The sequence below is a fragment of the Serratia sp. CY37869 genome (genome assembly GCF_052168895.1).
GTDB classification, from domain to species: domain Bacteria; phylum Pseudomonadota; class Gammaproteobacteria; order Enterobacterales; family Enterobacteriaceae; genus Serratia; species Serratia ureilytica.
This window is the reverse complement of sequence record NZ_JBJNLU010000002.1, coordinates 358,073-380,380: the sequence shown is the minus strand read 5'-3', so window position 1 is coordinate 380,380 and position 22,308 is coordinate 358,073. Positions and strand designations below refer to the sequence as shown.

General features: G+C 61.0%; 20 protein-coding genes and 1 pseudogene. 3 read left to right on the top strand and 18 right to left on the bottom strand.

Annotation, left to right across the window (positions count from 1 at the left end; translation table 11 throughout):
• Positions 1-116: 116 nt before the first annotated feature.
• The 6 genes from odhB to sdhC form a co-directional block, all read right to left on the bottom strand.
• A complete protein-coding gene (gene odhB, locus ACJ8J1_RS12045; protein ID WP_033642197.1) occupies positions 117-1,331 on the bottom strand; it encodes a 2-oxoglutarate dehydrogenase complex dihydrolipoyllysine-residue succinyltransferase in 1,215 nt (404 codons plus the stop codon).
• 64 nt (positions 1,332-1,395) lie between these two features.
• Entirely contained in the window at positions 1,396-4,203 is a 2,808-nt protein-coding gene (gene sucA, locus ACJ8J1_RS12040; RefSeq protein ID WP_033644215.1) for a 2-oxoglutarate dehydrogenase E1 component, read from the bottom strand.
• 275 nt (positions 4,204-4,478) lie between these two features.
• Positions 4,479-5,195, bottom strand: a complete 717-nt coding sequence (locus ACJ8J1_RS12035) for a succinate dehydrogenase iron-sulfur subunit (RefSeq protein WP_015376975.1) — start codon at positions 5,193-5,195, stop codon at positions 4,479-4,481.
• 16 nt (positions 5,196-5,211) lie between these two features.
• Positions 5,212-6,978 carry a succinate dehydrogenase flavoprotein subunit gene (gene sdhA, locus ACJ8J1_RS12030; protein WP_015376974.1) on the bottom strand — a complete coding sequence of 589 codons (1,767 nt, stop codon included), beginning with the start codon at positions 6,976-6,978 and terminating at the stop codon, positions 5,212-5,214.
• The gene (sdhD, locus tag ACJ8J1_RS12025) at positions 6,979-7,326 is read right to left on the bottom strand and encodes a succinate dehydrogenase membrane anchor subunit (RefSeq protein WP_004939891.1); all 348 of its coding nucleotides are present in this window, start codon (positions 7,324-7,326) and stop codon (positions 6,979-6,981) included.
• Complete coding sequence (gene sdhC, locus ACJ8J1_RS12020; protein ID WP_004939893.1) at positions 7,320-7,709, bottom strand: succinate dehydrogenase cytochrome b556 subunit; 390 nt, start codon at positions 7,707-7,709, stop codon at positions 7,320-7,322. The genes sdhD and sdhC overlap by 7 nt, the downstream gene beginning before the upstream one ends.
• Before the next feature lie 730 nt (positions 7,710-8,439).
• Between sdhC and ACJ8J1_RS12015 the strand changes: the two genes are divergently transcribed.
• The gene (locus tag ACJ8J1_RS12015) at positions 8,440-9,732 is read left to right on the top strand and encodes a citrate synthase (RefSeq protein ID WP_033642196.1); all 1,293 of its coding nucleotides are present in this window, start codon (positions 8,440-8,442) and stop codon (positions 9,730-9,732) included.
• Between the two features lie 57 nt (positions 9,733-9,789).
• Here ACJ8J1_RS12015 and nei read toward each other — a convergent pair.
• The 12 genes and pseudogenes from nei to ACJ8J1_RS11955 form a co-directional block, all read right to left on the bottom strand.
• Positions 9,790-10,571, bottom strand: a pseudogene (nei, locus tag ACJ8J1_RS12010) (endonuclease VIII).
• Positions 10,572-10,625: 54 nt separating this feature from the next.
• Complete coding sequence (gene pcp / locus ACJ8J1_RS12005) at positions 10,626-11,270, bottom strand: pyroglutamyl-peptidase I (protein WP_016928732.1); 645 nt, start codon at positions 11,268-11,270, stop codon at positions 10,626-10,628.
• An 8-nt stretch (positions 11,271-11,278) separates the two neighbouring features.
• The gene (locus ACJ8J1_RS12000; RefSeq protein ID WP_033642193.1) at positions 11,279-12,298 is read right to left on the bottom strand and encodes a DUF979 domain-containing protein; all 1,020 of its coding nucleotides are present in this window, start codon (positions 12,296-12,298) and stop codon (positions 11,279-11,281) included.
• Complete coding sequence (locus ACJ8J1_RS11995; RefSeq protein ID WP_016928734.1) at positions 12,295-13,026, bottom strand: DUF969 domain-containing protein; 732 nt, start codon at positions 13,024-13,026, stop codon at positions 12,295-12,297. Before ACJ8J1_RS11995 ends, ACJ8J1_RS12000 begins: the two co-directional genes overlap by 4 nt.
• Before the next feature lie 54 nt (positions 13,027-13,080).
• Positions 13,081-13,821, bottom strand: a complete 741-nt coding sequence (gene pxpA / locus ACJ8J1_RS11990; protein WP_033642192.1) for a 5-oxoprolinase subunit PxpA — start codon at positions 13,819-13,821, stop codon at positions 13,081-13,083.
• A complete protein-coding gene (gene pxpC / locus ACJ8J1_RS11985) occupies positions 13,811-14,743 on the bottom strand; it encodes a 5-oxoprolinase subunit PxpC (RefSeq protein WP_033642191.1) in 933 nt (310 codons plus the stop codon). Before pxpC ends, pxpA begins: the two co-directional genes overlap by 11 nt.
• Entirely contained in the window at positions 14,737-15,393 is a 657-nt protein-coding gene (gene pxpB, locus ACJ8J1_RS11980) for a 5-oxoprolinase subunit PxpB (protein WP_071991635.1), read from the bottom strand. The genes pxpC and pxpB overlap by 7 nt, the downstream gene beginning before the upstream one ends.
• Before the next feature lie 159 nt (positions 15,394-15,552).
• The gene (locus ACJ8J1_RS11975) at positions 15,553-16,296 is read right to left on the bottom strand and encodes a type 2 GTP cyclohydrolase I (protein WP_016928738.1); all 744 of its coding nucleotides are present in this window, start codon (positions 16,294-16,296) and stop codon (positions 15,553-15,555) included.
• An 18-nt stretch (positions 16,297-16,314) separates the two neighbouring features.
• The gene (locus ACJ8J1_RS11970) at positions 16,315-17,295 is read right to left on the bottom strand and encodes an MBL fold metallo-hydrolase (protein WP_033642189.1); all 981 of its coding nucleotides are present in this window, start codon (positions 17,293-17,295) and stop codon (positions 16,315-16,317) included.
• 22 nt (positions 17,296-17,317) lie between these two features.
• On the bottom strand, positions 17,318-18,748 hold the full coding sequence (phrB, locus tag ACJ8J1_RS11965; protein WP_033642188.1) for a deoxyribodipyrimidine photo-lyase: 1,431 nt from the start codon (positions 18,746-18,748) through the stop codon (positions 17,318-17,320).
• A 16-nt stretch (positions 18,749-18,764) separates the two neighbouring features.
• A complete protein-coding gene (locus ACJ8J1_RS11960; RefSeq protein WP_033642187.1) occupies positions 18,765-19,721 on the bottom strand; it encodes a YbgA family protein in 957 nt (318 codons plus the stop codon).
• A 142-nt stretch (positions 19,722-19,863) separates the two neighbouring features.
• The gene (locus tag ACJ8J1_RS11955; RefSeq protein ID WP_004939916.1) at positions 19,864-20,073 is read right to left on the bottom strand and encodes a YbfA family protein; all 210 of its coding nucleotides are present in this window, start codon (positions 20,071-20,073) and stop codon (positions 19,864-19,866) included.
• Between the two features lie 441 nt (positions 20,074-20,514).
• On the opposite strand from ACJ8J1_RS11955, the gene ACJ8J1_RS11950 reads away from it, so the two are divergent.
• Together ACJ8J1_RS11950 and kdpA are read left to right on the top strand one after the other, a co-directional pair.
• A complete protein-coding gene (locus ACJ8J1_RS11950) occupies positions 20,515-20,604 on the top strand; it encodes a K(+)-transporting ATPase subunit F (protein WP_016928742.1) in 90 nt (29 codons plus the stop codon).
• Complete coding sequence (gene kdpA / locus ACJ8J1_RS11945; RefSeq protein ID WP_033642186.1) at positions 20,604-22,292, top strand: potassium-transporting ATPase subunit KdpA; 1,689 nt, start codon at positions 20,604-20,606, stop codon at positions 22,290-22,292. The genes ACJ8J1_RS11950 and kdpA overlap by 1 nt, the downstream gene beginning before the upstream one ends.
• The last annotated feature ends 16 nt before the right edge of the window (positions 22,293-22,308 follow it).

The following is a 22,308-nucleotide window of genomic DNA, read 5'->3' as shown; positions in this document are numbered from 1 at the left end:
CTATCCATTCAGTTCTGAAGGTTTTTAGCCGGACCATTATTACGCGGTAAACCGCATGGTTTTCCGGCCACATAGCACAGAGTGCGGGCGCGGCATGCCGCGCCCGGCAAGGGTTACTAGACGTCCAGCAGCAGACGAGCCGGATCTTCCAGCATCTCTTTGACCGTCACCAGATAACCGACGGATTCTTTACCGTCGATCAGGCGGTGGTCATAAGACAGCGCCAGATACATCATCGGCTGGATCACCACCTGACCATTGACCGCCATTGGGCGATCTTTGATGGCGTGCATGCCCAGGATGGCGCTCTGCGGCGGGTTGATGATCGGGGTGGACATCAGGGAGCCGAATACGCCGCCGTTGGTAATGGTGAAGTTACCGCCGGTCAGCTCTTCCACGGTCAGTTTGCCGTCGCGGCCCTTAACGGCCAGCTCTTTGATTTTCTTCTCGATGTCAGCCATGCTCATGGCGTCCACATCGCGCAGTACCGGCGTCACCAGGCCGCGCGGAGTAGAAACCGCGATGCTGATGTCGAAGTAGTTGTGGTAAACCACGTCGGAACCGTCGATCGACGCGTTCACTTCCGGGAAACGCTTCAGCGCTTCAACCACCGCCTTGATGTAGAAGGACATGAAGCCCAGACGCACGCCGTGGCGTTTCTCGAAGGCTTCGCCGTACTGCTTGCGCAGGTCCATGATCGGCTGCATGTTGATTTCGTTGAAGGTGGTCAACATCGCGGTGCTGTTTTTCGCTTCCAGCAGACGCTCGGCGACGCGTTTGCGCAGGCGGGTCATCGGCACGCGTTTTTCGCTGCGGCCGGCCAGAGCAGGCTGCGGCGCGGCTTCAGCGGCGGCTGGTTTGGCAGCGGCGCCGCCTTTGGCCAGGTGCGCTTCCACGTCTTCACGCGTAATGCGGCCACCCACGCCGGTGCCTTTGATGGCGCCAGCATCGAGATCGTGTTCAGCAATCAGGCGGCGAATCGCCGGGCTGAGCGCGTCATTGCTTTCTTCTTCCAGGCTCGCGGTCGCGCGCTGTGCAGGCGTGGCTTCTTTCTCCTGGCTCTTCTCAGCGGTCGGCTTGCCGGAGCTGTCGCCCGGACGGATGCGGCCGAGCAGCTGGCGAGACAGTACGGTCGCGCCCTCTTCTTCCACGATAGCATCGAGAATACCCGCTTCACTGGCCGGCACTTCCAACACCACTTTGTCGGTTTCGATTTCAACCAGGACTTCGTCACGCTGAACGCTGTCGCCCGGTTTCTTGTGCCAGGTGGCTACGGTCGCATCGGCAACCGATTCAGGAAGGTCAGGAACCAGAATATCTACGCTACTCATTTAGCTTTCCCTTAAGTTTTTTATCATCTGCTTGCCGGCCCCTCGGCCGGCAAGCGAGCGAACATTAGTCAATATTCAGCGCATCATTCACCAGAGCCTGCTGCTGCTTCTGGTGTACGGACATATAACCCACCGCCGGAGAGGCGGAGGCCGGACGTCCTGCGTAACGTAAAGAAGCCCCGAACGGCACCACTTCACGGAAGTTGTGTTGGCTGCAGTACCAGGCGCCCTGGTTCAGCGGCTCTTCCTGACACCAGACGAAGTCATGCACGTGCGAGTATTGCTCCAGCACGGCCTGCACGGCCTGATGCGGGAACGGATACAGCTGCTCGATGCGCACGATGGCCACGTCTTTCTGCTCGTTCTTGCGACGCTGTTCCAGCAGGTCGTAGTAAACCTTACCGGAGCACAGCACGACGCGCTTGACCGCTTTCGGATCCAAATCGTCGATCTCGCCGATCGCCGGCAGGAAGGTGCCATTGGCCAGCTCGTCCAGCGAAGAGACCGCCAGCGGGTGACGCAGCAGCGACTTCGGCGACATCACCACCAGCGGACGACGCATACCGCGCAGCGCCTGACGACGCAGCATGTGGTAAACCTGCGCCGGCGTGGACGGGACGCACACCTGCATGTTCTGCTCAGCGCACAGCTGCAGATAACGTTCCAGACGCGCGGAGGAGTGCTCTGGGCCCTGGCCTTCATAGCCGTGCGGCAGCAGCATCACCAGGCCGCACATACGGCCCCATTTTTGCTCGCCGGAGCTGATGAACTGATCGATAACAACCTGCGCGCCGTTGGCGAAGTCGCCGAACTGCGCTTCCCAGATGGTCAGCGTGCGCGGTTCCGCCGTGGCGTAGCCGTATTCGAACGCCAGCACCGCCTCTTCAGACAGCACGGAGTCCCAGACCTTGAATTCGCCCTGGCCGCTGTGGATATTCGCCAGCGGAACATAGACCGAACCGTTTTTCTGGTTGTGCACCACCGCGTGACGGTGGAAGAAGGTGCCGCGGCCGGCGTCTTCGCCGGAGATGCGGATTGGAATGCCTTCATCCGCCATGGTGGCGTAGGCCAGCGTTTCGGCGGCGCCCCAGTCGAACGGCTTGTTGCCCGCCGCCATCTCGGCGCGGTCAGCGTAGATTTTCGCCACGCGTGACTGCATTTCGATCGCTTCCGGCACGGTGCTGATGCGGCGGCCCAGTTCCTGCAGACGCTTCATCTCAACCTTGCTCGGGTACTCTTCGTCCCACTCGTGGTTCAGGTACGGCGACCAGGTGAAGGAGTGCAGATTCATCGGACGCCATTCTTCAACCACACAATCGCCGCGGTCGAGCGCATCACGATACAGGTTGACCATTTCCGTGGCATCTTCCAGGCTGGCCACTTTCTGTTCGGTCAGAATGTCAGCGTAGATTTTGCGCGGCGTAGGGTGTTTCTTGATCTTCTGATACATCACCGGCTGGGTGGCGCTCGGCTCATCGGCCTCGTTGTGCCCATGGCGACGGTAGCAGACCAGATCGATCATCACGTCACGCTTAAAGGTGTTACGGAAATCCAACGCCAGGCGAGTGACGAAGGCCACGGCTTCCGGATCGTCCGCGTTAACGTGGAAGATCGGCGCCTGAACCATTTTGGCGATGTCGGTGCAATATTCGGTAGAGCGCGCATCCAGCGGGTTGGAGGTGGTGAAGCCAACCTGGTTGTTGATGACGATGCGCACGGTGCCGCCCACTTCGTAGCCGCGAGCCTGAGACATGTTCAGGGTTTCCTGAACCACGCCCTGGCCGGTAATGGCGGCGTCGCCATGGATGGTGATCGGCAGCACCATGTTGCTGCGCGCTTCGTCCAGACGATCGCGACGGGCGCGAACCGACCCCATGACCACCGGGCTGACGATCTCCAGGTGCGACGGGTTGAACGCCAGCGCCAGGTGAACCATGCCGCCTTCGGTTTCCACGTCGGAGGAGAAGCCCTGGTGATATTTCACGTCGCCGGTGCCGAGGTGTTCTTTATGCTTGCCGGCGAATTCGTCGAACAGGTCGGCCGGCTTTTTGCCCAGCACGTTGATCAGCACGTTCAGACGGCCGCGGTGGGCCATGCCCAACACCACTTCACGCGTGCCGTTCTTGCCGGCGTGGCGCACCATCTCTTTCAGCATCGGCACCAGCGCGTCGCCGCCTTCCAGCGAGAAGCGTTTGGCGCCCGGGAATTTGGCGCCCAGGTAGCGTTCCAGGCCTTCCGCAGCGGTCAGCTCGTTCAGGAAACGGCGTTTTTCGTCGGCGGTAAAGCTGGCGCGCCCCACCACCGACTCGATGCGCTGCTGGATCCAGCGTTTCTCTTCGGTGTTGGTGATGTGCATGTATTCAGCGCCGATCGACCCGCAATAGGTCTGCTTCAGCGCGGCGTACAGATCGCCCAGCTTCATGGTTTCTTTGCCGATGGCGAAAGAGCCCACGTTGAAGGTTTCCTGGAAATCGGCTTCGGTCAGGTTGTGGTAAGCGGGCTCAAGGTCAGGAACTTGCTCACGCTGCCACAGGCCGAGCGGATCGAGGTTGGCATGCTGATGTCCGCGGAAGCGGAAGGCGTTGATCAGCTGCAGTACCTTGACCTGTTTGGCGTCGGTTGCCGGATCGGTGATGGTGGTGTTGTAGCGCGCGGAGTCTTTCGCCAGGCGGCGGAAGTAGTCGCGCGTTTGAGAGTGGAGCTGATCGGGTTTGACACCCGCGGTTGGTAGCTGTTGAAAAATGGAACGCCAGCTATCTTCAACGGAACCCGGATCGGTTAAGAAATCTTCATAGAGCTGCTCTATGTAAGACTGGTTCGCGCCCGCCAGATAGGAGGAATCCAGCCAGGCCTTCATTGCGCCGTTCTGCATCATGATCCCTTAAGCTTTGAAGCTTTAGTTTTCGCCGTGGTTAACATAATTACCGTGATGAATACGGTTTGCCGTAAAACGGTTCACTCGACGTACTTGCGGCCATGACGGCCCGATACGTTCTGTTATGGACCTTGCGGTCCCTTACAAGGAACCTCTAAAAACCGGCGGAAGAACCAGGCTGCATAGCGCCGCAGCCGCGGGTCAGTTTTTAGAGGTTCCCTCCCCTATGGGATGTGCGCCGGAAAAGAGCCCGGCGCAGCATCTCATTCCGTTTATGCGCCGCGTTGCAGCAGCATGGACTTGATATGCCCGATCGCACGCGTCGGGTTCAAGCCTTTAGGACATACACTGACACAATTCATAATGCTATGGCAGCGGAAAACACTAAAAGCATCGTCCAGATCATCTAAACGTTCTTGCGTTTCCGTGTCACGGCTGTCGATCAGGAAGCGATACGCCGCCAACAGACCGGCAGGCCCGATGAACTTGTCCGGGTTCCACCAGAACGATGGGCACGAAGTCGAGCAGCAGGCGCACAGGATGCACTCGTACAGACCGTCCAGCTTGGCGCGCTGTTCCGGCGACTGCAGGTGCTCACGCGCCGGCGGATTCTTGCCGTCGTTCAGCAGGTATGGCTTGATCTTTTCATACTGGGTGTAGAACTGCCCCATATCCACCACCAGATCGCGCACCACCGGCAGCCCCGGCAGCGGACGGATCACGATCTTGCCGTTGCCTTTGCGCAGCGACGAAACCGGAGTGATGCACGCCAGGCCGTTTTTACCGTTCATATTCAGGCCGTCGGAACCGCACACGCCTTCGCGGCATGAGCGACGGAACGACAGGGTCGGATCTTTTTCTTTCAGCTGGATCAACGCATCCAGCAGCATCATGTCACGGCCTTCTTCCGCTTCCAGGGTGTAGTCCTGCATGTGCGGCGCGTCGTCGACATCCGGATTGTAGCGATAAATGGAAAATTCGAGTTTCATCTGTCGATCTCCGCAATTAGTAAGAACGCACTTTCGGCGGGAATGCCGGGCGCAGCTTCGGTTGCATGTTCACTTCACGACGCGTCATGCTTTCCGATTGCGGCAGATACAGCGAATGGCACAGCCAGTTGGCGTCATCGCGTTCCGGGTAGTCGAAGCGGCTGTGTGCGCCACGGCTCTCGGTACGGAAGTTGGCCGACACGGCGGTGGAATACGCGGTCTCCATCAGGTTATCCAACTCCAGGCATTCGATGCGCTGGGTGTTGAACTCGCTGGAGGTATCGTCCAGGCGTGCGTTCTTCAGACGTTCACGGATCACTTTCAGTTCTTCCAGGCCCTTGGCCATCGCATCGCCTTCGCGGAATACCGAGAAGTTGTGCTGCATGCAAGACTGCAGCGCTTTGCGAATTTCGACCGGGTCTTCGCCGGAACGGGTGTTGTTCCAACGGTTCAGACGGTCCAGCGAGGCTTCCACGTCGGAGTCGCTGGCGTCACGGCTCACGCCCTGCTCTTCCAGCGATTCCTGCAGGTGCATGCCGGCGGAACGGCCGAACACCACCAGGTCGAGCAGCGAGTTGCCGCCCAAGCGGTTGGCGCCGTGCACCGATACGCAGGCGATTTCGCCCACGGCGAACAGCCCCGGGATCACCACGTCTTCGCCTTTCTCGTTCACGGTCAGCGCCTGGCCGGTCACTTTGGTCGGAATGCCGCCCATCATATAGTGACAGGTTGGGATAACCGGGATCGGCTCTTTCACCGGATCGACGTGCGCGAAGGTGCGGGACAGTTCCAGGATGCCCGGCAGACGGGATTCCAGCACCTCTTTACCCAGGTGATCCAGCTTCAGCTTGGCATGCGGGCCCCAAGGACCGTCGCAGCCGCGGCCTTCGCGGATTTCGATCATGATCGAACGGGCAACCACGTCGCGGCCCGCCAGATCTTTGGCGTTCGGCGCATAACGCTCCATGAAGCGCTCGCCGTGTTTGTTCAGCAGGTAACCGCCTTCGCCGCGGCAGCCTTCGGTCACCAGCACGCCCGCGCCGGCGATGCCGGTCGGGTGGAACTGCCACATTTCCATGTCCTGCACCGGTACGCCGGCGCGCAGCGCCATGCCGACACCGTCGCCGGTGTTGATGTGGGCGTTGGTGGTGGACTGGTAAATACGGCCTGCGCCGCCGGTCGCCAGCACGGTGGCCTTGGCTTTGAAGTAAACCACTTCACCGGTTTCGATGCAGATAGCCGTGGTGCCGACCACCGCGCCGTCCTGGTTTTTCACCAGATCGAGCGCATACCACTCAGAGAAGATGGTAGTGTGGTTTTTCAGGTTCTGTTGGTACAGGGTGTGCAGCAGCGCGTGGCCGGTACGGTCGGCTGCGGCGGCGGTACGCGCCGCCTGCTCGCCGCCGAAGTTCAGCGACTGGCCGCCGAACGGGCGCTGATAAATGCGGCCGTCGTCCAGACGAGAGAACGGCAGGCCCATGTGTTCCAGTTCCAGAATCGCTTCCGGGCCGGTTTTACACATATATTCGATGGCGTCCTGGTCACCGATATAGTCGGAACCTTTCACCGTGTCGTACATATGCCATTCCCAGTTGTCCTCGTGGCTGTTGCCGAGCGCGACGGTGATGCCGCCCTGTGCAGACACGGTATGGGAACGGGTCGGGAAAACTTTGGACAGCAGGGCACAGGTCGAGCCCGCTTGGGAAATTTGCAGCGCGGCACGCATGCCCGCACCGCCGGCGCCGATTACGACGGCATCAAACTCTCTGACTGGCAGTTTCATTTAAGCACCCCACACTACGATTGTTCCGTACAGTAAATAGACCAGCAACGCGACCACGACAGCCAGCTGCAACACCAGGCGAACCGCCAGCGGCTTGACGTAGTCCGTCAGCACCTGCCACAGCCCGATCCAGGCGTGCACCAGAATCGACAGCAAGGTCAGCAGAGTGAACACTTTCGTAATGGAAGTGGCGAAGAAACCGCGCCAGATGTCATAAGTGAGTTCCGGAGCCGTGACGAAGAAGCCCAGGATATACAGGACGTACAGGGTGATGATGATAGCGGAAGCGCGCAGCAGCAGCCAATCGTGCACGCCGTTGCGCCCTAATGCAGAAACGTTGTTTACCATACGAGGACTCCAGCCAGAACTGACAGCACGACGGTCAGACCGATCGCCACCTGGGCGGAACGGGTACCGGCGGCCAAACTCTCTTCGATGTAGCCAAAATCCATTAACAAGTGACGGATGCCACCGCAAATGTGATAGGCCAGCGCCGTGAGGATGCCCCAGAATATGAATTTGACGATGAAGCTATTCATGATGGCGGCCGCCTGCAGGAACCCCTCTTGGGAAGAGAGTGACAGGCCCAGCAGCCAGAGGAGGATACCCACGGCAACGAAGGTAATTACGCCAGAGACTCGGTGTAAGATAGACGCTATCGCAGTTACGGGGAACCGGATCGTTTGCAGATCCAAGTTGACAGGTCGTTGTTTTTTCACGTATTTGCCCACACAGCTCTTATTATTTTCCTTCCTCCGGGCCTGGGCGGGGATCAGACAGCGTTAAGAGCCTAAAACCCTTACACGTCACGCGCTCAAACATCAACATCCTCTGTGCTCAAACGGCGCGCATTTATAACGCTGGGTGCTCCTACTTCAGGGTAATCCGGAGACCTGGCGGCAGTATAGGAGGATCACATTCTGATTACAATTCTCATACAACCGCTTTGATAACATTTCCCCCGAACAGTGATTCAGATCACGGATTTCACAATTAGTGCAAAATTAATTATCTGATTTGACAAGAGATCAACATTTCCATTACATATAGGGGCACAAACGGTCCTATGATGCGCTATGGGTCAGCAGATACACTTCCCCCCGGGTTCGAGTTATGCAACAGTGTATTTGACGAACCTATCCCAATAGCCGTTGTTTCCCGCTCGATTTTGCCGGCGTCAAAAAGCAAATAAAGCAAATAAAAACAGATTATTGGGATAGGTTCACATCTCTTCGAACAGCTCATAGGTAAGATTAACAGACTATAACGAATTACTCTGAATCGTTAACAACTGGTCACCCGTCTCGTTCGCCTGGTCAGCACTCTGTACCCTACCCGCGCACAGTTGCGCAGTCGCTCACAGAGTTAGCGTCCGCACCATTTTTTTGCGGGCAACCTGCAGAGATTTAAGGTATTTCAGTTGTTAGTGGTTTTTAAAATAAGGCGCTAAGGAGACAGTAAATGACTGATAAGAAAGCGACGCTAACCATTAACGACAGCGAAGCTCCGATCGAACTGGGCGTATTGACACCGACACTGGGCCCTGATGTCCTCGATGTCCGCGCTCTGGGTTCCAAAGGTTATTTCACATTTGATCCCGGCTTTACCTCCACCGCTTCTTGCGAATCCAAGATTACCTTCATCGACGGCGACAAAGGCGTGCTGCTGCACCGCGGCTTCCCTATCGAACAGCTGGCGAAAGAATCTTCCTACCTGGAAGTGTGCTACATCCTGCTGTACGGCGAGACCCCGACGCCGGAAGAGTTCGAGACCTTCAAAACGACCGTAACCCGTCACACCATGATCCACGACCAGATCACCCATCTGTTCCGTGGCTTCCGTCGCGACTCGCACCCGATGGCGGTGCTGTGCGGCGTGACCGGCGCGCTGGCGGCGTTCTACCACGATGCGCTGGACGTCAACAACGAGCGTCACCGTGAAATCACCGCGTTCCGTCTGCTGTCCAAAATGCCGACCGTGGCCGCGATGTGCTACAAATACTCCCTGGGCCAGCCGTTCGTTTATCCGCGCAACGATCTGTCCTATGCCGGCAACTTCCTGCACATGATGTTCGCCACCCCGTGCGAAGAGTACGTGGTGAACCCGGTATTGGAACGCGCCATGGATCGCATCCTGATCCTGCACGCCGACCATGAGCAGAACGCCTCTACCTCGACCGTGCGCACCGCCGGCTCTTCCGGCGCCAACCCGTTCGCCTGCATCGCGGCCGGCATCGCCTCCCTGTGGGGGCCGGCGCACGGCGGCGCCAACGAAGCGGCGCTAAAAATGCTGGAAGAGATCAAGACCGTCGATCACATTCCGGAATTCATCAAGCGCGCCAAGGACAAGAACGACTCCTTCCGCCTGATGGGCTTCGGCCACCGCGTGTACAAGAACTACGATCCGCGCGCCACCGTGATGCGCGAGACCTGTCACGAAGTGCTGAAAGAGCTGAACAAGAAGGACGACAACCTGCTGCAGGTGGCGATGGAGCTGGAGCACATCGCGCTGAACGACCCGTACTTCATCGAGAAGAAACTGTACCCGAACGTCGACTTCTACTCCGGCATCATCCTGAAGGCGATGGGCATTCCTTCTTCCATGTTCACCGTGATCTTCGCCATCGCGCGCACCATCGGCTGGATCGCGCACTGGAACGAAATGCACGACGAAGGCATCAAAATTGCCCGTCCGCGTCAGCTGTACACCGGCTATGCCGAGCGTGATTTCAAATCCCAGCTGAAAACCAAGTAAGCCGCTTCCCCGGCTGAAACCGCACAGCGCCGCCCCTTCGGGCGGCGTTTTTTTTGCTTATTTCTGGCAGCCCGGGCACCAATAAAACGGCCGCGACGACAGGTCGGTGCGCACAATCATCGCGCCGCAGCGTTCACAGGGCTCGCCGCTGCGATGAAACACCTTGAAGCGAAACAGCGCGCCGTGATGGCGGTTCTCATCCGCCTGCCCGCGGAAAGACGCGGCACCGCCAGCAGCGCCTCCGCCAGACGCCAAAGCGCTTCCGGCGCCAGATCCTGCGGTTTGTGCTGCGGCGCCAGTTCGGCCTGCCACAGAATTTCGGCGCGCAGATAATTGCCCAATCCGGCGAGAAACGCCTGGTCGAGCAGCATGCCGCCCAGCTGCCTGCGGCGAAAACGCGGCGTCAGCAAACGCTCCTGCACCTCATCCACCGTCAACGACATGTCCAGCACGTCGGGGCCGATGCGTTGCAGGAACGGGTGCTGTTCTATCTCCTCGCGCGGCCCGACGGTGATGTCGGACGCGCTGTAGAGCAATATTGCGCTGCGAGCGGTTTCCAGCCGCACCCGCAGATCGCGCTTGGTCTCCGGCGTCTCTCCTGCCGCCGCCACTTTCCATACGCCGTACAGCTGGTTATGGCTGTACATCGTCAGCCCATTGGAAAAGTGGGTCAACAGCGCCTTGCCGCGCGGCTCGATGGCGACGATGCGCTCGCCGAGCAAATGCTGGCGGTAGTGCTTCAACTGGGGAAAAGCGAAATCGACGGCGGTCAGCGGCTGATCGATCACCGCCGCCGCCAGTTTGTCCGCCGCCCGGCGGATCTCCGGTCCTTCCGGCATAGACCACTCCTTGCGTAGACCCGGCGCAGCCCGATGCGCCGGGGATTCTCTTGATTAATGCGTCGCGCCGCCCACCACTTTCAGATCGTGTTCCACCTGCAAAGCGATGGAAACGGCCAGCTCCAGCGCAAACAGCACCGTCGAAGCCGCCATGCTCGGCGCGCCGGGGTGCGCCGCCGCCTGCTCAGGCAGATACGGGATATGGATAAAACCGCCCTTCACCTCGCGCTGGCCGCTCAAACGGTGCAGCAGCCCATACATCACATGGTTGCACACGTAGGTGCCGGCAGTCTGCGAAACGGCGGCCGGAATGCCGGCCTCGCGCATCGAACTCACCATCGCTTTGATCGGCAAAGTGCTGAAATAGGCCGCCGGACCGCCGGCGACGATCGGCTCATCCACCGGCTGCTGCCCCTGATTGTCGGGAATACGCGCGTCGTCGACGTTGATCGCCACCCGTTCAATCGTGATGTCGGTGCGGCCGCCGGCCTGGCCGATAGCCAGCACCATCACCGGCTGCACCTCGTCGATCGCCGCATTGAGCGCCTCCAGCGCGGCGCCGAACACGCACGGCAACTGGCGCGCCACGATACGCGTGCCCACCAGTTCCATATCGTTGAGCTGCTTCACCACTTCCCAGGAGGGATTGAGGCGCTCGCCGCCAAACGGCTCGAAGCCGGTAATCAATACTTTTTGCATCCTTACTCCTACAGGAACATCAGGAAATACAGCAGGAACACGTTAACCAACAGCAGCAGCACGCCGGTCGGCACCTGCGCCTTGATCACCGCATTCTTGTCCGGCAACTCCAGCAGCGCCGCCGGCACAATGTTGAAGTTCGCCGCCATCGGCGTCATCAGGGTGCCGCAATAGCCGGAGAACATGCCGATCGCCGCCATCACCGCCGGGTTGCCGCCGTGCTGCAACACCAGGATCGGAATGCCGATGCCGGCGGTAACGATCGGGAAAGCGGCGAAGGCGTTGCCCATCACCATGGTCAGCACCGCCATACCGATAGCGTAGACCGCCACGGCGATAAAACGGTTATCGACCGCCAGATATTCCTGGGTCAAATGCGAGATCGCGGTGCCGACGCCGGCGACGGTAAACAGCAGCCCCAGCGTGGCGAGGATCTGCGGCAGAATGAACGCCCAGCCGATCGAATCCAGCAGGCGCCGCGCTTCCTGTATCGGCTGCAGCGCCTTCTCATGGGTCATTGTCACCGCGATCGCCAACCCGATCAGGCAGCCGACGGTCATCGAGAACAGGGTAATTAGCGTCGCGTGGTTACCGCTGCCGAATACCGCGTTTTGCAACGCCGGCACGTTGTTGAACAGCAGCACGCCGACCACCGTCACCACCGGGATCGCCAGCGCGGGAATGAACAGCTTGTTGCCCAGGCGCTTGGCGCTCGCCTCGCGCTCCTGCGGCGTCCGCTGGTGATAGCTGCCGAGGCGCACGCCGCCGAAGCCGGCAATCAGGGCCATCACCACCACCACCGCGCCAACGATGATATGCAGCATGCGTTTTTCGTTACTGCCCTCGCCCAGTACATCGCCCAGCAGGCGATAAGTCCAGTCGCCGACCAGGAATACCAGGCCGTACAGCCCCCAAAACAGCCCGGTGGTGATGCGGCGCGGGTTGGCGCGATCGCGCAAGGACATCACCGCCACAATCAGCAGCACCGCGCCGGCCAGCCAGTAAAGGTATTGTTGCTGGAAGTTCATCGCGCTTCCCCCTTCGCCTGCAGCGCCGCCTGATTCAGCTGCGCCAGCTCGGCGCTCAGCTGTTTATCCATCCGATACAGCCGGAACGCGTGGATCAGGAAAGCGAAAATGGCGGTCGGAATGCCCCACAGCGCGATATGCAGCGGCTCGGTCTGAATGCCGCCGGACTCCAGCATAAAGTTATGCATGAAGATGATCGCACCGAAGGCCACGAAGATATCCTCGCCGAAGAACAGCCCGACGTTGTCGGTAGCGGCCGACATGGCGCGCAGGCGGTGGCGGGTACGCTCCGGCAGCTCGCCGTAGCGGTTTTCCGTCGCCCCTTCCGCCATCGGCGCCAGCAGCGGCCGCACCATCTGCGGATGCCCGCCCAGGCTGGTCAGCCCCATCGCCGCGGTGATCTCGCGCACGAACAGGTACACGATCAGCAAACGGCCGGCGGTGGCGCTTTTGATCTTGGCGATCCACGCCTGCGCCCGCTCTTTCAGCCCGTGACGTTCCAGCAGGCCGATCACCGCCAGCGGCAGCAGCAGGATCAGCGGCAGGTTTCGGGTATTGAGAAAGCCCTCGCCGAGCTTTTCCAGAATGACGTCCAGCGGCATCAGCGCCGCCAGACCGGTGATGATGCCGGCGGCGATCACCACCAGCACCGGATTGAAACGCAATACAAACCCGACCACGATCGCGGCGATGCCGATCAGTGGCCAGAGATTCACGGCCTGTTCCATAGTCTTCCCTCGATATTTTCTAATAATTTTTTGTTTGTGATGTTGTGTCTTGCTTTACTGCTCTGCGCTGACGCGGATGCCCTGTTGAACAAAACTGTCCCGCAGCTTGCGCGCATACGCCAGCGCATGCTCGCCGTCCCCGTGCAGGCAGACGGTCTCCGCCTGTACGGCGGTCCAAACGCCATCGACGCTGCGCACCCGGTGATGGCGCACCATCTCCAGGGTTTGCGCCAGCGCCTGTTCGTCATCCTCGATCAATGCCCCCGGCAAACCGCGCGGCACCAGCGTGCCGTCGGCCTGATAACCGCGATCGGCGAACACCTCCTGCCGGGTGGTCAGACCGAGCCGTTGCCCGGCGCGGATCAGCTCGCTGCCGGCCAGCCCCACCAGCCGCAGCGCCGGATCGACCGCCTGCACCGCCCGGGCGATGGCTTCCGCCAGCGCCGGCTCAACCGCCGCCTGGTTGTACAGCATGCCGTGCGGCTTAACGTGCACCATCACCCCGCCCTCGGCGCGGGCGATGGCCGCCAGCGCCCCGAGCTGATACACCACCTGCGCGTACACCGTTTCCGGCGGCAGCTGCATGCGAGTGCGGCCGAAATTCTCCCGATCGGGAAAACTCGGGTGGGCGCCGATCGCCACGCCGTACTGCAATGCCCAGCGCACCGACTGACGCATGGTCTGCGCATCGCCGGCGTGGAAGCCGCAGGCGATGTTGGCCGAACTCACCAATTGCAACAGCGCCTGGTCGTTGGCGCAGCCTTCGCCGAGATCGGCGTTCAAATCAACGAGCATGTAACCCCCAGGCAATCTGTCGAAGGAAAAGATCCTGCTCGGCCTTGGCGCGCTGCGCCTCGGCCAGTGAACAGAGAACGAAATGGATCGGTTCGCCGAGACGGATCTGCGCCAAATGGTAAAGATCGGCTTCGATCACGCAGGCGATGCGCGGGTAACCGCCGGTGGTTTGCGCATCGGCCATCAGCACGATCGGCTGGCCGTTGTGCGGCACCTGCACCACGCCGGGCATCAGGCCGTGCGACAGCATCTCTCTGTCGGTGGTGCGTGCCAGCGGCGTGCCGCCGTGCAGACGGTAGCCCATGCGGTTGCTCTGCGGGCTGAGCTGCCAGGCGGCGCGCCAAAACGCATCTTGCGCCTCTTCGCTGAATTCGGCGTACTCCGGCCCCGGCAACGCACGGATGCGATTGGTAAACAGCAACTGCTTCACGCCACAGCGGGTTTGCGGCAGCGCGGTGGATTTGCCCAGCGGCAACCGATCGCCGTCCTTCAGATTACGCCCCTCGCACCCGCCAAAAGCGGCTTTCATGTCGGTGCTGCGCGAGCCCAGCATTTCCGGCACGGCGATACCGCCGGCGATCGCGAGATAACTGCGCATGCCGCGCTTCGGCGTGCCCAGCACCAGACGCTGCCCCTTTTTCACCGGGTAGCGCCAGCCGGTCCACAGCGGCTTACCGTCCAGCTGCGCGTCGCAGCCGGCGCCGGTCAGGGCGATCCAGCCAGGGCGGGTAAACTCGGCGCTGAACTGGCCAAGGGTGATCTCCAGCCCGGCGGCCTCAGGCGCATTGCCCACCAGCAGGTTGGCGATCTTCAGCGCCGGTTGATCCAGCGCCCCGCCGGTGCTGATGCCCAGGCGGCGGAATCCCTCGCGGCCCAAATCCTGCACCGTGGTATAGATGCCGGCACGCAGAATAATCAGCATACGCCCTCCTTCTGCGGCACGAAGCGCACGTTATCGCCCGGGCGCAGCAGCGTCGGCGGCATTTCATGCGGATTGAACAGCGCCAGCGGCGTGCGGCCGATCAGCTGCCAGCCGCCGGGCGTCGCCAGCGGATAGATGCCGGTCTGGCCGCCGCCGATACCGACGGAGCCGGCCGCCACCGCCAGACGCGGTTCGGCGCGGCGCGGCGTCGCCAGTTTTTCCGGCATGCCGCCCAAATAGGAGAAGCCCGGCTGAAAGCCGAGAAAATAGACCACGTAAGCCGCCGCCGCATGGCATTCCACCACCTGTCGCGGCGTCATGCCGGTATGGCGCGCCACCTCATCCAGATCAGGGCCCTGTTCCCCGCCGTAGACAACCGGGATCTCCACCTGACGCGACTCCGGCGTCAGGCGCTCTTTGCTTTCCCACCCCTGCTGCAGTAACGCGAGCATCGCTTCGGCGTCGGCCTGCGGCGTATGCAACAGCAGCGTCAGGTTGTTCATTCCCGGCACCACTTCCCGCACGTCGGGATGGTGATTCAGCTTTTCCGCCAGCGCCCAGATGCGCTGCTGGCTCGGCAACGTCACCGGCGGTGACAGTTCAAGCACTACCGCTCTTTCACCTAAAAGGTAATAACGCGCTTGTTGCACCCTTATTCTCCTTATTATTATCGCGCTGAAAAACATACCAGTTATGCGTGACGCAGCCCCGGCTGTCAATAGAACGCAACCATAAGGAAAATAAGGAAATAGCGCGGTAAAAGGATTCAGCCGGCGCGCAGGCCGGGCTGGATCCGAAGTAGAAAAAAATCAGGCGGGATTCGGGATATCGATAAAGGTCACATCAAAACCGTGGTGCTGAGCCAGCCATTCCCCCAGCGCTTTCACGCCGCCGCGCTCGGTCGCGTGGTGGCCGGCGGCAAAGAAATGCACGCCCATTTCGCGCGCGCTGTGAATGGTCTGCTCAGACACTTCACCGCTGATGAAAGCATCGACGCCGAAGCGCGCCGCGCTGTCGATAAAGCCCTGGCCGCCGCCGGTGCACCAGGCCACTCGGCGAATATGCTCAGGCGCGTTATCGCCGCAGTGCAGCACCGCGCGCCCCAGTCGGCTTTCGATGCGCTGTTGCAGCGCTTCGCCGGTCAGCGGCTGTTCGAATTCCCCGTGCGGCACCAGCGGCTCGACGTCGCCAATCACCCGAATGCCCAGCGCCTGCGCCAGCTGCGCGTTGTTGCCCAGCACCGGATGCGCGTCCAGCGGCAAGTGGTAGCCGTACAGATTGATGTCGTGGGTCAACAGCGTTTTCAGGCGGTTGCGCTTCATGCCGCGCACCGCCGGCGCCTCGTTTTTCCAGAAATAGCCGTGGTGCACGATGATCGCGTCGGCCTGATGCGCCACCGCGGCGTCCAACAGCGCCTGACAGGCGGTGACGCCGGTCACGATGCGCTGCACGTGCGGGCGCCCTTCCACCTGCAATCCATTGGGGGCATAGTCCTGAAACGCCGCGGCGTTCAGTTCCGTGTTGATCAGTTGTTCCAGATCGAGGTTACGCATTCTCTTCTCTCTTCATAGTCAAAATGTCTGCCGGTCGCCCTGCGCCATCAGGATGAATTTCACCCCCAGATCGTTGCCCTGCGCCAGCTGCTGCGCAATGGCGGCGCGCGCGTCTTCGCCCTGCTTCAGGCTCGGTTTGATGTGGCTGATCACCACCGGCAGACCGTTCAGCGAGCCTTCGCCGCCGCTGTACTGCGTCAGGTTCTTCAGCTCCTTCAGCAGCCAGGCCGGCGTCAGATGGCCGTACAGATGTTTGTCCTCCACCCCGTTAGGGTAAGAGGTTTCGATAATCATGCCCTTGAGCTTTTTCTGCTCGACAAGCGGCCCCAGCACGCGCCACACGGTATCGAGATCGCGCGACTGCTCCACCTTGTCCGGCCCGGTATCGCCGAAGTAGGCGAAGAACTCGTTGCCGTTGGAAATCAGCAGCATTGACGACGGGTAGCGATCGTGGCTGAGCGGGTACATCACGCCGGTCAACCCGGTCAGGCCGAGGGTAAAGCGCTGCTGCGGCCGCACCGTTTGCAGCCGGTAGGTGCCCAGCCGCGAACCGTTGCCGGCGTCGGTAAAGTTCGGCCAGGCCTTCCAGTTGAAGTAATGGTTGCGCAGGGTCAGCACGGTGTCCGCCTGGGCGTAAACGGTTTTTTTATTATCCTCGGGCGAGCCGACGATCAGCCCCGCCACGTGGTCCAGATGGCCGTGGCTGATGAAATAGCCGCCGATCAACTGCCGGAACACATAGCCCTGCGGCGTGTAAGGCGCGGCCAGCTCGGGGGTCACCTGCGGGAAACTGCCCTTCTCCAGCCCTTTGGCGATGCCCGGCAGCAGCGAGCCGGCGTCCAGCGCCACATACTGCGGCTGATTATCGCTGCGGATCAGATAAGAGGTCAGGTTGCCGTCGCTGACGCCGCCGTCGACGCCCAGCGCCACCACGTCAAAGCCGGCGATCGCCAGCGCGGAATAGCCGCTCAGGCACAGGGCCAGCACCTTTTTCATCATTACGTCGCTCCTTGCAGTTGCCTCAAGACTCTCCCCGTTTCGCCGCCTCGAACGCCGCCAACGTCTCTACACGCGCTTGCTTGTGATCGACGATCGGCAGCGGGTAGTTCAGCGTACGGCGCTGCTTTTCCGCCCAGCGGTGGGGGTAATGGATGTCATTGTCGGGCACATCCGCCAGTTCCGGCAACCATTTACGGATGAAAGTGCCTTGTGGATCAAAACGTTCACCCTGGGTGGTCGGGTTGAAGATGCGGAAATACGGCGCGGCGTCGGTGCCGGTGGAGGCTGCCCACTGCCAGCCGCCGTTGTTGGCCGCCAGATCCCCGTCCAGCAATTGCGACATGAAATAGCGCTCCCCGGCGCGCCAGTCGATCAGCAGATCTTTCACCAGAAAACTGGCGCTGATCATGCGCAGCCGGTTGTGCATCCAGCCGGTGGCATTCAGTTGGCGCATGGCGGCATCAACGATCGGATAGCCGGTTTCGCCCCGCTGCCAGGCCTGCAGCTTCGCCGCGTCATCGCACCAGCTCACCTTGTCCGTCCAGGCGATAAACGGCCGATGGCGACACAGCTCGGGATAGGCCACCAGCAGATGGCGGTAGAACTCGCGCCAAATCAGCTCGTTCAGCCAGGCGAAAGCGCCGCTCTCGCGATCTTCCAGCAGCTGCGGGCATTCGGCGCGCAGGCGGTTAAAACACTGGCGCGGCGACAGCGCGCCGATCGCCAGATAGGGCGACAGGCTGCTGGTGCCGGCGATGGCGGGCAGATCGCGCTGCCGAAGGTAATCCTGCACCTGCTCACGGCAAAAGGCGCGCAGCCGCTGCAGCGCGGCCTCCTCGCCGGCGGGATAATCATCCCCGATGTCCGCCGCAGGATAATCGAACGCCGCCGGCGCTTCAGGCGCAGGCAACGCGCCATCGGCACGGATCTTCGGCGCCGGCAGGCAGCTCACGTCGGACTCAGTCAGGCGCTGAATGAAGGCGTTGCGAAACGGCGTATAAACCTTGTACATCTCGCCGCCGCCGGTTAGCACGCTGCCCGGCGGCAACAGCAGACTGTCATCAAAACCGTGGCACGTTACCCGTCCATTCAACTGCTGCTCCAGCCGCGCATCGCGTCGCCGTTCATTCAGTTCGTACTGGCGGTTGTAAAATAGCGCGTCCACCTGCTCTCGCCGGCAATACTCCGCCAGCCAGTCGATCGACGCGGCAAAGTCCGTGCCGGCATGGCAATGCAGCGCAATGCCCTTTTGCGCCAGCGCCTGCTGTACCGCCCGCAGGCTGGCGTGGATCAGCGCCGCCTGCCGCGGCGCCATCTCATGTTCCCGCCACTGCTGCGGGGTGGCGATAAACACCGCCAGCACCCGGGCTTTGGGATCGCTGCAGGCAGCGTGCAGCGCTTTGTTGTCGGTGATACGCAGATCGTTACGCAACCAGACCAGATGCGTGGTCATAAAATTCCCTTGTCAATCAATGGCCGTAACGCAAACGCAGCGCCTCCGGATAAGGTTCGAAATAGCGTTGTTCCGCCAAATAACTGTCGGGATATTCCGCCATGTAATGCTTAAGCAAGGCGATCGGCGCCAGCAGCGGCTGCATGCCCTGCCGGTAGCGGTCGATCAGGTGCGCCAGCTCCTGGCGCTGCGCCGCGCTGAGCTGGCGGCGGAAGTAACCCTGCACGTGCATCAGCACGTTGGTATGGTTGCGGCGCGTCGCCTTGTGCGCCAACAGCGCCATCAGGCGGCTGCGGTACTCCACAGCGAAGTCTTCCAGCGAGTCCCAGCGGTGAATGTCGGCGACGAAACGCCCCAGTTCGCGGTACGCCGGCTGCGAATGCGCCAGCAGCGACAGCTTGTAGCGGCTGTGAAACGCGATCAGCCCGCCACGGGTCAGCCCCTGACGCCACAGCATGTTCAACTCATACAGCGCGTACACTCGCTCGATAAAGTTTTCCCGCAGCGCCGTATCCTGCAAACGCCCATCCTCTTCCACCGGCAGCCACGGCATCTGGCGCAGCAGCTCGGCGGTAAACAGCCCGACGCCGTTTTTACGCGAGTCCTTGCCGTTCTCGCTGTAGACCCGCACCCGCTCCAGGCCGCAGCTCGGCGACTTGGCGCAGACGATGTAACCGCACAGGTGCTGTAACGCGGCCACGCGCTGCGCGGAGAAACTGCGCATCTCCTCGGTCAGATCCACGCCGGCGTCGTTGCTGTAGCGCATCGCCGGCCACGGCTGCGCCTGTTTCACCAGGCGCAGCGCCGGGCGCGGCGTGGGCAGGCCGATCGCCATTTCCGGGCAAACGGGCTCAAAGCGCACATAGGGCGCCAACTGTTCCACCGCGAAGGCCAGCCGCTTGTGGCCACCGTCGAAACGCACCGCGTCGCCCAGTAAACAGGCGCTGATGCCGATAGGGATCTTGTCACTCATACCGTTCTCTCGTGGTGTTGGTCGATGGGGAAAGTGTAGAAGAATGGCTTGCCAAATACGACCTTGCGCTGGACGGCAGCGGGCTTGGGGCATAAAAAAACCCCCGCCGCAGGGCGAGGGTTGTTCGTGAGTCGGCAGTGACTCAGTAGAAGTCGCAGGACGCCAGTTCCGCCTGCTGCAGCCAAACCGGCTTATCGCTGGTTTTTGACCAGACGCGGTGCAGGTAGCTGTAAAAACGCCCGCGATCGCTGCGGAACAGCATCACCGGCAGGGCCAAAATGCCCGCGATCACCACTGCGCTGCGGCGCAGGAGAATCCGATGCAGTGAATAAGCGTGATAGGTCGTAGACATGCGAACCTCCTTAAAAACGCCTGCCGTTGATTTGTCAGGGAAAACGGCGTGGGCGTATCAAATGAACAATCGGTAATTTGGTAACTGGACAAAATTTTAGCGCACTTGATGAAAGTTTACTACTCATCCGACCACTAAATCGCACAAAAAATCGCTAATCACCGCGGCGATTCGTAATTTTGTTACAACCAAGTTAATTTTTAACTTAACATTGGTTACGTTGTGGTTATTATCCGGTTCCTGCTGCCACGCCTCTGCCCTTGCTTATTCACTCATCAGGCGCAATCTCGCCGCCAACCTGCTGGTTGAAATGCTCAATTTTTGCTGAAATTTCAGCCATTTTTATACTTTTTTTACACCCGCCCGCGCGATTTTTTCATCTTCTTTCTACCCCGCTCCCTACACTGCCTCTATCAAAAACAACACCTCTGGAGGTGTCCCGTGAGTTTCAGCGTTATTGGTGGTGCGCTGTTGGTTCTGCTGCTGTTGGCCTATCTGGTCTACGCCCTGTTTAACGCGGAGGATTTCTGATGGCGGCTTCAGCCTTTTTACTGATCGCCAGTTTTCTGCTGGTGCTTCTGCTGCTGGCCCGGCCGCTGGGCGGTTTTATGGCGCGCCTGATCGAAGGTGAGCCGCTGCCTGCGCTGCGCGCAGTGGAAGCCGGCGTCTGGCGCGCCTGCGGCATCCGCCCCACCGAGATGAATTGGTGGCAGTACGCGCTGGCGATCCTGGCGTTTAACCTGCTCGGCCTGGCGCTGCTGTTCGCCCTGCTGATGGCGCAGGGCTCGCTGCCGCTCAACCCGCAAGGCTTCCCTGGCCTCTCCTGGGATCTGGCGCTCAACACCGCCGTCAGCTTCGTCACCAACACCAACTGGCAAGCCTACAGCGGTGAAAGCGCCCTCAGCTATTTCAGCCAGATGGCCGGGCTGGCGGTGCAGAACTTCGTTTCCGCCTCCACCGGCATCGCCGTGGCCTTTGCGCTGATCCGCGCCTTTACCCGCCGCGCCGGCAAGACCGTCGGCAACGCCTGGGCCGATCTGTTCCGCATCACGCTGTATGTGCTGCTGCCGATCGCGCTGCTGATCGCCCTGTTCTTCGTCAGCCAGGGCACGCTGCAAAACTTCCTGCCTTACCTGCACGTCACCACGCTCGAAGGCGCGCAGCAGACGCTGCCGATGGGGCCGGTCGCCTCGCAGGAAGCGATCAAGATGCTCGGCACCAACGGCGGGGGGTTCTTCGGCGCCAACTCGGCGCACCCGTTCGAAAACCCGACCGTGCTGACCAACTTCGTGCAGATGCTGGCCATCTTCCTGATCCCTTGCGCGCTGTGCTTCTCTTTCGGACAACTGGCCGGTGAAAACCGTCAGGGCCACGCGCTGATCTGGGCGATGGCGCTGATCTTCGTGGTGGCGGTGGTGGTGGTGATGTACGCCGAGCTGGCGGGCAACCCGCACCTGAGCGCGCTGGGCGCCGACAGCAACATCAATATGGAAGGCAAAGAGTCGCGCTTCGGCATTCTCGCCACCAGCCTGTTCTCGGTGGTGACCACCGCCGCGTCCTGCGGGGCGGTCAACGCCATGCACGACTCCTTCACCGCGCTGGGCGGCATGGTGCCGATGTGGCTGATGCAGATCGGTGAAGTGGTGTTCGGCGGCGTCGGCTCCGGCCTGTACGGCATGCTGCTGTTCGTGCTGCTGACCGTATTTATCGCCGGTCTGATGATCGGCCGCACCCCGGAATATCTGGGCAAGAAGATCGACGTTTACGACATGAAGATGACCGCGCTGGCGATCCTGGTCACGCCGACGCTGGTGTTGCTGGGCAGCGCGCTGGCCATCGGCACCGACGCGGGCCGCGCCGGCATCCTCAATCCGGGCGCCCACGGCTTCAGCGAAGTGCTGTATGCCCTGTCCTCCGCCGCCAACAACAACGGCAGCGCCTTCGCCGGCTTGAGCGTCAATACGCCGTTCTACAACCTGCTGCTGGCCTTCGCCATGTTCGTCGGCCGCTTCGGGGTGATCCTGCCGGTGCTGGCGATCGCCGGTTCGCTGAGCGCCAAGCCACGCCAGCCGGCGGGCAACGGCACCCTGCCGACCTATGGGCCGCTGTTTATCGGCCTGCTGATCGGCACTGTGCTGCTGGTGGGCGCGCTGACCTTCGTGCCGGCGCTGGCGCTGGGCCCGGTGGCCGAGCATTTGCAACTTTGGTTGGCAAACTAACAGACGTCACAGAGAG

Coding starts and splice junctions, on each gene's coding strand:
- odhB (WP_033642197.1), bottom strand. CDS start 1,331: ATGAGTAGCGTAGATATTCTGGTTCCTGACCTTCCTGAATCGGTTGCC.
- ACJ8J1_RS11995 (WP_016928734.1), bottom strand. CDS start 13,026: ATGGAACAGGCCGTGAATCTCTGGCCACTGATCGGCATCGCCGCGATC.
- sucA (WP_033644215.1), bottom strand. CDS start 4,203: ATGCAGAACGGCGCAATGAAGGCCTGGCTGGATTCCTCCTATCTGGCG.
- pcp (WP_016928732.1), bottom strand. CDS start 11,270: ATGCAAAAAGTATTGATTACCGGCTTCGAGCCGTTTGGCGGCGAGCGC.
- sdhD (WP_004939891.1), bottom strand. CDS start 7,326: ATGGTAAACAACGTTTCTGCATTAGGGCGCAACGGCGTGCACGATTGG.
- ACJ8J1_RS11970 (WP_033642189.1), bottom strand. CDS start 17,295: ATGATGAAAAAGGTGCTGGCCCTGTGCCTGAGCGGCTATTCCGCGCTG.
- ACJ8J1_RS12000 (WP_033642193.1), bottom strand. CDS start 12,298: ATGAACTTCCAGCAACAATACCTTTACTGGCTGGCCGGCGCGGTGCTG.
- kdpA (WP_033642186.1), top strand. CDS start 20,604: ATGGCGGCTTCAGCCTTTTTACTGATCGCCAGTTTTCTGCTGGTGCTT.
- ACJ8J1_RS11955 (WP_004939916.1), bottom strand. CDS start 20,073: ATGTCTACGACCTATCACGCTTATTCACTGCATCGGATTCTCCTGCGC.
- ACJ8J1_RS12035 (WP_015376975.1), bottom strand. CDS start 5,195: ATGAAACTCGAATTTTCCATTTATCGCTACAATCCGGATGTCGACGAC.
- pxpA (WP_033642192.1), bottom strand. CDS start 13,821: ATGCTCGTTGATTTGAACGCCGATCTCGGCGAAGGCTGCGCCAACGAC.
- ACJ8J1_RS12015 (WP_033642196.1), top strand. CDS start 8,440: ATGACTGATAAGAAAGCGACGCTAACCATTAACGACAGCGAAGCTCCG.
- sdhA (WP_015376974.1), bottom strand. CDS start 6,978: ATGAAACTGCCAGTCAGAGAGTTTGATGCCGTCGTAATCGGCGCCGGC.
- ACJ8J1_RS11960 (WP_033642187.1), bottom strand. CDS start 19,721: ATGAGTGACAAGATCCCTATCGGCATCAGCGCCTGTTTACTGGGCGAC.
- pxpC (WP_033642191.1), bottom strand. CDS start 14,743: ATGCTGATTATTCTGCGTGCCGGCATCTATACCACGGTGCAGGATTTG.
- ACJ8J1_RS11975 (WP_016928738.1), bottom strand. CDS start 16,296: ATGCGTAACCTCGATCTGGAACAACTGATCAACACGGAACTGAACGCC.
- phrB (WP_033642188.1), bottom strand. CDS start 18,748: ATGACCACGCATCTGGTCTGGTTGCGTAACGATCTGCGTATCACCGAC.